3 protein-coding genes are annotated in these 11,643 nt (G+C 67.2%); 2 read left to right on the top strand and 1 reads right to left on the bottom strand.

Annotated features, from left to right (window positions below; all coding sequences use genetic code 11):
* Positions 1–90: 90 nt before the first annotated feature.
* Complete coding sequence (locus ABWW33_RS30420) at positions 91–9,984, bottom strand: SPM autocatalytic domain-containing protein (protein ID WP_353405193.1); 9,894 nt, start codon at positions 9,982–9,984, stop codon at positions 91–93.
* A gap of 208 nt (positions 9,985–10,192) precedes the next feature.
* Here ABWW33_RS30420 and nudC point away from each other — a divergent pair, with 208 nt between their 5' ends.
* Together nudC and folE are read left to right on the top strand one after the other, a co-directional pair.
* Positions 10,193–11,017, top strand: coding sequence for an NAD(+) diphosphatase (gene nudC / locus ABWW33_RS30415; protein WP_353405192.1), 825 nt, complete (start codon positions 10,193–10,195; stop codon positions 11,015–11,017).
* 57 nt (positions 11,018–11,074) lie between these two features.
* Positions 11,075–11,641: a GTP cyclohydrolase I FolE gene (gene folE, locus ABWW33_RS30410; RefSeq protein WP_161097328.1), complete on the top strand. Its 567-nt coding sequence runs from the start codon at positions 11,075–11,077 to the stop codon at positions 11,639–11,641.
* Positions 11,642–11,643 lie beyond the last annotated feature (2 nt).

Here is an 11,643-nt window from a genome sequence, read left to right as displayed (position 1 = left end):
GTTCCAACCTGGGGTCAGTTCCGGCAATCTGCCACGCGTGGCAGATTGCCGGAACTGACCCCAGGTTGGAACCGGCCCCGCATTTTAGTTTTAGCGGTTCGGGACGCTGAACCAGGTGCCGGCGTTGTGGTCGGCGCCCGGGGTCTTGTCGCGCTGGGTATCGGTCCAGGCGGCTTGCAGGCCGTGGGCGGCGCGGTATTGACTCAGGGCCTGGGCCAGCGTGGTGTCGGCGCTCTGGGCCGGCGTCGTCAGCTGCGGCGCCGGGGCCGCGGGGGCGGCGGCGTGACTGGCGGCGAAGCTGGCGATTGCGTTGCTCAGGCCGCTCACCTGCTGCTGCAGCGACGGGGTGCCGGTCGCGGCGCCTTTCTGCGCCAGGAACCAGACGTCGGCGCTGGCGTGGGTGCTGCCGTCGGTGCCGGTGTAGCTCGACGTCAGGCCGATGGCATTGCCGTTCTGTAACGTCAGCGCGTTGTCGGCGTGCGTGGCGATGCCGGCGATGCCCAACTGGTCCAGCGTCTTCAGCTCGTCCGCCTGGCTGACGCCGTCGGAGTTGCCGTCGACCCAGACCCGCAGCGCGCCGAAGCTGTGGTCGGCGGCCGTGATCTGGCCGTCGCCGTTGCTGTCGAGCGCCTGCAGCGCGGCGTAGCCGTTGGCCGCCTTGCCGCCGTCGGCCAGCGTGGTGGCGCTGCCGAACAGTTCGCCGCCGTCGTTGATGACGCCGTCGTTGTTGCGGTCCAGGGCCAGCAAGCCGTCGTGGGCGTCGACCCAGCCGGTGTTGACGGCCTTGCCGTCGCCGCGGATGTCGAACCGCACGCCGGCAGCGATGCTCAGCGTGCGCACGCCGTTGCCGTCCAGGTCCAGCACCAGCGGCGTGGCGTAGTTGGTCGACGAGGCGTTCAGCGCCATCGTCTGCGTGACCGTCATCGCCGCCACCTGGCCGCCGGTGAAGGCGTTGGCTTGCGTCACGCTCAGCGCGGTCAGGCCGGCGGTGGTCAGCGACGGCACCTGGCCGGCCGTGAACGCGGCGATCTGGTCGGTCGTGAAGACGATCAGCTGGCTGGTTTTCAGGCCGGCCACTTGGGTGTTGGTCAGGCCGGCGATCTGCGTCGTCGACAGGTAGCCGATCTGCGTCGCCGTCAGCGAGCCGAGCTGGCTGGTGGTCCAGGCGCCCAACTGGTCGGTGGTGAAGGCGTTGATCTGGTCCACCGTCAGCGCGGCGATCTGGGCGTTCTTCAGCGCGGCCATCTGCTGCGTGGTGAAGGCGGCCGCCTGCGGGCCGGTCAGCGCGTTCAGCTGGGTGGTCGTCAGCGTCTGGATCTGCGAGGTGGTCAGCGCCTGCAGCTGGTCGGTGCCGAACACGGCCATCTGGTCCACCGTCAGCGCGGTGATCTGGCTGAGCTTGATTGCGGCGACCTGGGCCGTGGTGAAGGACTGGATCTGGCTGTCCGACAACGCGGCCAGCTGGGTGGTGGTCAGGTAGCCGACCTGCGCGGTGCGCAAGGCGCTGATCTGGCCGGTGCTCAAGGCGTACATCTGGTCGGCGGTCATCGCGCCCAGCTGGACGCTGGTCAGCGCCTGCACCTGGGCGGTGTTCAGCCCCGGCAGTTGGGTCACGTCGAGGCTGGATACCTGCAAGGTGCCCAGCGCGGCGACGTCCGCCGTGACCAGCGCGCCGATCTGGTTGGTCGACAGCGCGACCACCGCGGTCACGCTCAGCGCGGCCGCTTGCGCGGTGCTCAAGGCTGCGATCTGGTCGGTGCTGAAGACGGTGATCTGGCCCACGTCGATGGCGGCGACCTGCGCGGTTTTCAAGCCGCGCACCTGGTTGGTGGTCAGCGCTACGGTCTGGTCGGTGGACAGGCCGGTGAACTGGATGGCGGTCAGCGCGGCCATGTCCTGGGTGTCGAGGGCGGCGATCTGCGCGGTGTTCATCGCGGCCAGCTGGTCGGCGGTGAGCCACGGCATTTGCGCGGTGGACAGGCCGGTCATCTGGGCGGTGGCCAGGGCAACGATCTGGTCGGTGCTCAGGCTGCTGGCCTGGGCGGTGGTCAGCGCGGCGATCTGCGCGGTCTTCAGCGCACCGATCTGGTCGGTGGTCAGCGCCAGGATGGCGTCGATGCTCAGGCCGTAGGCCAGTTGCGCCGTGCCCAGCGCGGCGATGTGGTCGGTGTCGAGCGCCGCCACTTGCGCGGTCTGCAAGCCGGTGGACAGCTGGCGGGTGGTCAGCGCGGCCAGCTGCGTCGTGCTCAGCGCGTTCAACTGGTTGCTCGACAGCACGCCGATCTGGTCGCTGGTCAGGGCGGCGATCTGGCGGGTGGCCAGCGCGTTGAAGTCGACCGTCTCCAGTGCTGCGATCTGGTCGGTGGTGAGCGAGACGATCTGCTGCGTGGTCAGGGTCGATGCCTGGGCGGTGCCCAGCGCGACGATCTGGTCGGTGGTCAGCGCCTGCACCTGGCCGGTGCTCAGCAGCGAGGTTTGCGCGGTGCGCAGCGCGGTGAGCTGGTCGGTGGTCAGCGCGGAAATACCGTCGCTGCCCAGGCCGTAGACCAGCTGCGCGGTGGTCAGCGCCGAGATGTGGGCGCTGTCCAGCGTGACCAGCTGCGCCGTGCTGAGGCCGTTGCTTAGCTGGCTGGTGGTCAGGGCCGCCTGTTCGGCGGTGGTCAGCGCGTTCAGCTGGTCGCTGTTCAGCGCGGCCACTTGTTGGCTGCCCAGGGCGACGATCTGGCGGGTGGCGAACGAGGCCAGGTCTTCCGTTTCCAGTGCGGCGATCTGGCCGGTGGTCAGCGCGGCGACCTGGCGCGTGGCCAGCGAGCTGGCTTGCGCGGTGGTCAGCGCGGCGATCTGGCCGGCGTTCAGGCCGGTGCTGATCTGGTCGGTGGTCAGCACCGTCAGTTGCGCGGTGGCCAGCGTTTGCAATTGGTCGGTGGTCAGTGCCAGCAACTGGTCGCTGCCCAATGTGACGAGCTGGGCCGTGGCCAGCGCGGCCAGGTCCGCCGTCTCCAGCGCGGCGACCTGGTCGCTGGTCAGCGCGGTCAGTTGCACGCTGGTCAGCGAGCGCGTCTGCGCCGTGGTCAGCGCGACGATCTGGTCGGTGGTCAGCGCGCCGAACTGGCTCGCTTGCAGGTTCTTGAGGGCGCTGGTGTTCAGTACGGCGAACTGGTCGGTATTGAGCGCGGTCAGCTGGGCCGTGCTCAGCGACGGCAGCTGGACCGAGGTCAGCGCCGCGATTTGCGCGGTGCTCAGCTGGCTGAACTGGTCGCTGGTCAGCGAACCCAGCATTTGCGTGGTCAGCCCGGTGATGGCGCTGCTGGACAGCGCGTTCAGCTGGTCGCTGGTCAGCGCGGCGAACTGGTCGGAACGGAAGGCGGCCAGCTGGTTGCTGCGCAGCGCGACGAAGTCCATGGTGCTCAGCGCGGCGATCTGGCCGGTGCCGAGCGCGGCGATCTGCACGGTGCTCAGCGCCCCCACTTGCGCGGTGAGCAGCGCGGCGATCTGGTCGCTGTTGAGGGCGACGATCTGGTCGCTGGTCAGGCCGACGATCTGGGCCGTGGCCAGCGCTGCGATCAGGTCGGTGGTCAGCGCGCCCACATTGGCGGTGGCGATGGCGGCGATCTGCGCGGATTTCAGCGCGGCGAAATCGGCCGTTTCCAGCGCGTCCAGCTGGTTGCTGCTGAGCGCGGCCACTTGCGCGGTGCTGAGCGAGGCGACCTGCATGCTGCTCAGCGCCACCATCTGGTCGGTGGTGATCGCGCCGAACTGGGCGGCGTTGAGCGCGGCAATCTGCGTGCTCGACAGCGTGACGAAGTCGTCGGTGCTGAGGGCGGCGATCTGGTCGCTGGTGAGGGCGTTCAACTGGCGCGTGGCGATATTGTCCACCTGCAGCGTCGTCAAGCCGGCGATCTGGTCGGTGGTCAGCGAGGAAGCCTGCGCCGAGGTCAGCGCGTCGATCTGGGCGGTGGTCAGGTTTTGCAGCTGGTCCATCGTCAGCGAAATCAGCTGATTCGTGGTCAGCGCCTGCACCTGCGAAGTCTTCAACGCGGCCAGGTCATCGGTGCTCAGCGCCTGCAACTGGTCGGTGCTCAGCGCGGCGAGCTGGGCGGTCGCCAGCGCGGCGGCTTGCAGCGTGGTCAGCGCGCCGATCTGCGTCAGACCCAGCTGGGTGATCTGCAGCGTGCTCAGCGAGGTGAGCTGGGCGGTCAGCAGCGCGGCCAGGTCTTCCAGCTCCATCGCGCCCAACTGGTCGGAACTCAATGCGGCCAGTTGCGCCGTGGCCAGCTGGGACACTTGCTGCGTGGTCAGCTGGACGATCTGGTCGGTGCCCAGCGCGTGGAATTGCGCCGTGGTCAAGCCGTTGAGCTGGGTCGAACCCAGACTCTGGAACTGGTCGATCAGCAGCGAGTTCAACTGGTCGCTGGTCAACGCGGTAAATTGCGCTGCCTTCAGGGCCAGCAGGTCGTCGGTGTTGAGCGCCTGGATCTGGTCCGAGGTCAGCGCCTGCAGCTGGTTGCTGCTGAGCGATTGCGCCTGCGCCGTGGTCAGCGCGGCAACGCGGTCGACCGTCAACGATTGCACCTGGGCGGTGCCGAGTGCCGCGATCTGTGCGGTCTTCAGCGCGGCCAGGTCTTCCAGCTCGAGCGCGGCCAGTTGCTGCGTGGTCAGCGCGGCCACTTGCGCCGTGCTCAGCGACTGGTATTGCTGCGTCGTCAGTTCGATGATCTGGTCGCTGTTGAGCGACTGGAACTGCGTCGAGCTCATCGCGTTCAGCTGGGCGGCGCCCAGGGCCTGCACCTGGTCGATCACCAGCGCGGCGATCTGGTCGGTGGTCAGCGCGGCGATTTGCGCGGACCTCAGCATCAGCAGGTCGGCGGTGGTCAGCACCCGCACCTGGTCGGTGCTCAGCGCGGCCACTTGCGCGGTCGCCAGGCTGCCCGCTTGCGCCGTGGTCAGCGCTGCGATCTGGTCGGTGGTCAGCTCGGTCACCTGAGCGGTGGTCAGGGCGACGATCTGCGAGGTCTTCATCGCGGCCAGGTCTTCCAGCTCCAGCGCCCGCAGCTGGTCGCTGTTCAGGACGGCGACGCCGGCCGTGCTCAGGCTGCCGATCTGGCGGGTGGTCAGGGCGACGATTTGCGCGGTGTTCAGCGCGGCGATCTGGTCGGTCGTCAGGCCGCCGACCTGGGTCGGCGTCAGTGCCTGGATCTGGTCGGTGGTCAGGTTGCTCAGCATGCCCAGCGCGCCCAGTTGCGCGGCGCTCAGCGCGGCAAAGTCGGCCGTGCTCAACGCGGCGATCTGGTCGGTGGTCAGCGAGGACAGCTGGCCGGTGGACATCGCGCTGACCTGGAGGCTGGTCAGCGCGGCGATCTGGTCGGTGCTCAGCAGCTGCACTTGCGCGGTCTTCAGTGCGGCGATCTGCGTGGTTTTCAGCGCGATGACTTCATCGGTGTTCAGCGCGGCCAACTGTGTGGCCGTCAGGCTGGCGACCTGGCCGGTGGCCAGCGCCGCCACTTGCAGCGTGGTCAGCGAGGTGATCTGCGAGGTCAGCAGGCCCTGGAATTGCGCCGTGCTCAGTGACGACAGCTGCGCCGCCGTCATCGCCTGCAGCTGGTCGGTCGACAGCGCATCCAGCTGGTCGGTGTTCAGCGCCAGCAGTTGCGAGGTCTTCAGCGCGGCCAGGTCCTGGCTTTCCAGCGCGAGCATCTGGCCGTTGGTCAGCGACGCCACTTGCGCGGTGGTCAGGTTGGCGACTTGCGTGACGCTCAGGCCGGCGATCTGGTCGCTGTTCAGCAGCACCAGTTGATCGGTGCTCAGCGCGGCGACCTGCTGGGTCTTGAACGCGGCCAGGTCTTGCGTTTCCAGCGCGGCCAGCTGGTCGGCGGTCATCGCGCGCACTTGCGCGGTGGCCAGGCTGCCCGCTTGCAGCGTGTTCAGCGCGACGATCTGGTCGGTGGTGAGCGACTTGAACTGGGCGCTGCTCAGCGCCGCCATCTGCGTGGCGGTCAGCACGCGGAACTGGTCGGTGCCCAGTGCATCGAGCTGGTCGGTGGTCAGCGCGGCCAGTTGTGCTGTCTTCAACGCCACGATGTCGGCGCTGGAGAGCACGGCGACTTGCGCGGTGCCCAACGCGGCGGTCTGGCGCGTGCTCAGGCTGGATACCTGCAGGGTGGTCAGCGCGGCGGCCTGGGCGGTGCTCAGGCTGGCGATGACGTCGGTGCTCAGCGCGGCGAATTGTGCGGTTTTCAGCGCGGCGAAGTCCTGGCTTTCCAGCGCGTTCACCTGGTCGCTGCTGAGGGCGGCGATCTGCTGCGTGCTCAGGTTGCCGACCTGCGCGGTGCTCAGCGCGGCGATCTGGTCGCTGTTCAGTGCGACGATCTGCGCGGTCTTGAGGGCGGCGATCTGCGCCGTCTTCATCAGCGACAGCGTCTGCGTGCCCAGGGCCACCAGCTGGTCGCTGGTCAACAGCGCCACTTGCGCGGTGCTCAGCGACGACACTTGCGTCGTGCTCATGGCGGCGATCTGCGTGGTGTTCAGCGTCGCCAGCTGCGAGGTGCTCAGGCCGTTGAGCTGAATCGTGGTCAGCGAAGCCACCTGGTCGCTGGTCAGCGCGTTCAACTGGTCGCTGCCCAGGCCGATTACTTGCGAGGTCTTCAGCGAGGCCAGGTCGCGCGTTTCCATCGCCACCAGTTGGTCGCTGGTCAGCGATAGCAGCTGGCGCGAGCTCAGGCCGGCATATTGGGCGGTGCTCAGCGCAACGATCTGGTCGGTGCTCAGCAGCTTGATCTGGGTGGTGCCGAGGGCGGCCAGTTGCGCGGTTTTCAGCGCGGCCAGGTCTTCGGTTTCGATCGCCAGCAGTTGGTCGGTCGACAGCGCGGCCACTTGCTGCGTGGTCAGGCTGGATGCTTGCGCGGTGGTCAGCGCGACGATCTGGTCGGTGGTCAGCGCGGCCACTTGTTTGGTGGTCAGCGCCGCGGTCTGCAGCGTTTTCAGCGCCTGCAGCTGGGTGGTGGTCAGCGCGGCGACGGCGGACGTGCCGAGGCCGGCGATCTGGTTGGATTTCAGCGCGCCCAGGTCTTGCGTTTCCATCGCGACCAGTTGGTCGGTCGACAGCAGCGCCAGTTGTTGCGTGCTCAGGTTGGACGCTTGCGCGGTGGTCAGCGCGACGATCTGGTCGGTGGTGATGGCGGCGACCTGTTTCGACGACAGCGCGTTCAGCTGCGACGATTTCAGCGCGGCCCAGTCGGCCGTGGTCAGCACGGCGATCTGCTCGGTCAGCAGGTAGCCGACCTGGGCGGTGCTGAGGGCGTTCACTTGCAGCGTGGTCAGCGCACCGAGCTGGCTGGAGCTCAGTACCTGGATCTGGTCCGACGTCAGTTGCGCGACCTGCGTGGTTTGCAGCGCGGCGACCTGGCCCGGCGTCAGCGTGGCGATGGCCTTGGTGCCCAGGCCCAGCAGCTGGCTGGTCTTCAGCGCGGCGAAGTCCTGGGTTTCCATGGCGCCCAGCTGGTCGCTGCTCAGCGCGTTCAGTTGGACGGGCGTCAGCGCGCCGGCTTGCGCGGTGGTCAGCGCGACGATCAGGTCGGTGCTCAGCGCGGCGATCTGCAATGAGGTCAGCGCTGCGATCTGCGCGGTCTTCAGCGCGGCAAAGTCGACGGTTTCCAGCGCGTTCAGCTGGTCGGTCGACAGCGCGGCGATTTCACGGGTGGTCAACTGGCTCGCCTGCAGCGTGGTCAGCGCGACGATCTGGTCGGTGGTCAGCGCGGCGACCTGGGCGGTGGTGAAGCTGCCCAGCTGGATGCTGCTCAGCGTGGCGAACTGTGCGGTGGTCAGCGCGGCGACGGCGGCGGTGCCGAGCGCGGCGGCTTGCTGCGATTTGAGCGCCAGCAAGTCCTGGGTTTCCATCGCGGCGACCTGGTCGGAACTGAGCGCGGCCACTTGCTGGGTGCCCAGCGATGCGAACTGCGCGGTGCCGAGGGCGACGATCTGCGCCGTGCCCAGCGCGGCGATCAGGCTGGTGCCGAGGGCGGCAAGCTGGGAGCTCTTCAGCGCGGCGACGTCGCGGGCTTCCAGCGCGGCGATGGCGTTGCTGCCCAGCGCGGCGACCTGGCGGGTGGTCAGCGCACCGGCTTGGGCGGTGGTCAGGCTGACGATCTGGTCGGTGTCCAGCGCGTTCAGTTGCTGGGTCGACAGCGCGGCCAACTGCGCCGTGGTCAGCGCGGCGATCTGGTCGGTGCCCAGGCTGTGGACATTGCTGGTGCTCAGGCCGGCCAGCTGCTGGGTTTTCAGCGCGGCCAGGTCCTGGCTTTGCATCGCGGTCAGCTGGTCGCTGGACAGGGCCGCCAGTTGCAGCGAGCTCAGCGCGGCGGCTTGGGCGGTGGTCAGTGCGACGATCTGGTCGGTGGTCAGCGAGGCGATCAGGCCGGTGCCCATGGCGACCAGCGATTGCGAACGCAGCGCGGCGAAGTTGGCGGTGCTCATCGCGGCCAGCTGCTTGGTCGACAGCGCGGCCACTTGCTGCGTGCCCAGGCCGACGACCTGGTTCGAGCTCAGCACGGAGATCTGGTCGGTGTCCAGCGCCGCCAGTTGCGAGCTCTTCAGCGCGCCGATCTGCAGCGTGGTCAATGCGGCGACCTGGTCGGTGCCGAGCGCGGCGATGCCGTTGCTGGCGATGGCGGCGATCTGGTGGGTTTTCAGCGCGGCCAGGTCCGCTGTTTCCAGCGCGGCGATCAAGGTGGTGCCGAGCGAGGCCATTTGCTGCGTGGTCAGGTTCGAGGCTTGCGCGGTGGTCAGCGCCTGCAGCTGGGCGGTGCCCAGCGCATTGACCTGGGCCGTGCTCATGGCGGCGAACTGCGAGGATTTCATCGCCGCGATGTCGCGCGTTTCGATGGCGGCGATCTGGTCGGAGGTCAGCGCGAGTACTTGCTGGGTGCCCAGCGCGCCAACCTGGGCGGTGGTCAGCGCGACGATCTGGTCGGTGCTCAGGCCGCGTACCTGGCTGGTTTTCAGCGCGGCGACCTGGGCCGTGCTCAGCGCGGCGATCTGGTCGGTGCTGAGCACGGCGGTGGTGCTGGTGTTGAGCGAGTTAAGCTGCTGGCTTTTCAGCGCGGCGAAGTCCTGGGTTTCCATCGCGGCCAGCTGGGTGCTGGACATCTGCGACAGCTGCAGCGTGGTCAGCGCGGCCGTTTGCGCGGTGGTCAGCGCGACGATCTGGTCGGTGCTCAGCGCGGCGAATTGCTTGGTGGTCAGCGCGGCGATCTGCGTGGTCTTCAACGCGGCAAAGCCGCCGGTGCCCAGCGCGGCCAGCTGGTCGCTGCCGAGGGCGCCGATCTGCTGGGTCGCCAGGCTGCCGGCCTGGGCGGTGCTCAAGGCGGCCACCTGGCCGGTGGTCAGCGCGCCAAGCAGGCTGGTGCCGAGGGCGACCAGCTGCTGCGTGGCCAGCGCGGCGATGTCTTCGGTGTCGAAGCTGGTCAGCTGGCCGGTGGTCAGTGCTGCGATCTGGTTGGTCTTCAGGGCGGCGCTCTGGCTGCTGCCCAGCGCTGCGATCTGGTCGGTGCGCAGGCCGCGCAGCTGCTGGGTGCTGAGCGAGGCCAGCGCTTGCGTCTTCAGCGCGGCGATGTCGCCGGTGCTGAGCAGGGCCAGCTGTCCGCTGCCCAGCGTGGCCAGTTGAGCGGTCGCCAGCGCGGCGAACTGGGTGGTGGTCAGGCCGTTGACCAGCTGGTTGGTCGTCAGGCTGAGCAACTGCCCGGTCGACAGCGCCTGGATTTGTTGGGTGGTGATGCCATACCCGAGCTGCTGGGTGTTCAGCGCCTGCAGGTTCTGCGTGGACAGCGCGCGCAGCTGGTTGGTACCAAAGTAGCCGAGCTGCTCGGTGCTCCATGCGGTCATTTGCAGGGTCGTGAGCAGTTGCATGTCCGCAGTCGTCAGCGCGGCGATCTGCGTGGACTGAAGGCTGACGATTTGGTCGGTGGTTAAACCAGGTACGAGTGATGGCATGTTAAGTAATCTCCTTACGGAAATATATCTTACCGCCAAACGGCCTCATAAAGAGAGAAGAGCCCTAAAAGTAGTGTAAATCTTGGTCTGAAAACAATGACTTAGCGCGTTTTATGTCATCAGATTGTCATCAATTCTCACCGTTAAAATAATCATTTAGGAAACACTGTAAGATCATGTTTCGTGATTAACCCAGAACTAGCCTGCCATGCTGCTGACGCCCGCCACATTTTCCCCCATGATCCGCCCGCAAGACCATGCGCGACCGTTGACTTTTGTGTTCCATCGCGGGGAGTTGCTTTTGCGCAACGAAATCCTGGGTTTGCCGGACCCGGATGCGGTGGCGGCGCTGAATTTGCCGGCCGAACGCGTGCATGCGCTGGGCGTCTGGGAGGGCCGCTACTACCAGCTGGCGTGGCTGGAGCAGCCCGAGCTGCCGGGGCCGGACTACGGTTATCACGGCCTGCGCTCGCTGTTCGGCGTGGTGGACGACGGCTTCCTCGGGCTGGCCGGACGGGCGTTCCAGCTGGCCGAGTGGGCGCGCACGCATCGCTACTGCGGCGTCTGCGCCACGCCGATGGCGCAGCTGGAGGGCGAGCGCTGCTACAAATGCCCGAACTGCGGCCACTCCGCCTATCCGCGCATCTCGCCGGCGATGATGGTGCTGATCCGCAAGGGCGACTCGGTGCTGCTGGCCATGCACACCAATTCGCCGTACAAGCGCTACACGGCGCTGGCCGGTTTCCTGGAGGCGGGCGAGTCGATCGAGGAAGCGATCCACCGCGAGGTGTACGAGGAAGTCGGGCTGCGGGTGCACAACCTGAAATACTTCGGCAGCCAGTCGTGGCCGTTTCCGCATTCGCTGATGATCGCCTACACCGCCGACTATCTCGATGGCGAAATCCGCGTCGACGAAAGCGAAATCGCCGACGCGCGCTGGTTCGGGCCGGACGATGAATGGCCGGACTTGCCGATCACGGTATCGATCGCGGCGCAGCTCTTAAAGGCCCATCGGCCCCAACGCCAGTCCTGATGCGGTGCCGGCATTTTCTATATACTGTCGGCAATCGTAAAAAAAAGGTGTTTCATCATGTCTCATAAAGAATTCTCGGAAGGCGACTGGCGCCGTCTGATCGCCAGTTTCGGCGAAGATCCGGACCGTCCCGGCCTGCTGGAAACGCCCGCCCGCGTCAGCAAGGCATGGAAACACTGGACCTCCGGCTACGGCCAGGACCCGGTCGAGCTGTTGAAGGCGTTTGAGGACGGCGCCGAGCAATACAACGAATTGATCGTGGTGCGCGGCATCCCGGTCTACAGCCACTGCGAACACCACCTGGCGCCGTTCTTCGGCAAGGCCACGGTCGGCTATGTCCCGAACGGCAAGATCGTCGGCCTGTCCAAGCTGACCCGCCTGGTGGACTGCTTCGCCAAGCGCCTGCAGGTGCAGGAACGCATGACCATGCAGATCGCCAATGCGCTGATGGAAGTGCTGGAGCCGAAGGCGGTCGGCGTGGTGGTCAAGTGCCGCCACCTGTGCATGGAAAGCCGCGGCATCCGCACGCCGGGCGAGGAAACCGTCACCTCCGCGATGCTTGGCGAGCTGCAGCCCAATCTGGCGATGCGCACGGAGTTCCTGGCCCTGGCGCGCGAGTCGTAAGC

It is taken from the genome of Duganella hordei (genome assembly GCF_040369125.1).
Lineage (GTDB): Bacteria > Pseudomonadota > Gammaproteobacteria > Burkholderiales > Burkholderiaceae_D > Rugamonas > Rugamonas hordei.
Note: the sequence above shows the minus strand (reverse complement) of the source record. Positions and strands in the feature narration are given on the sequence as shown.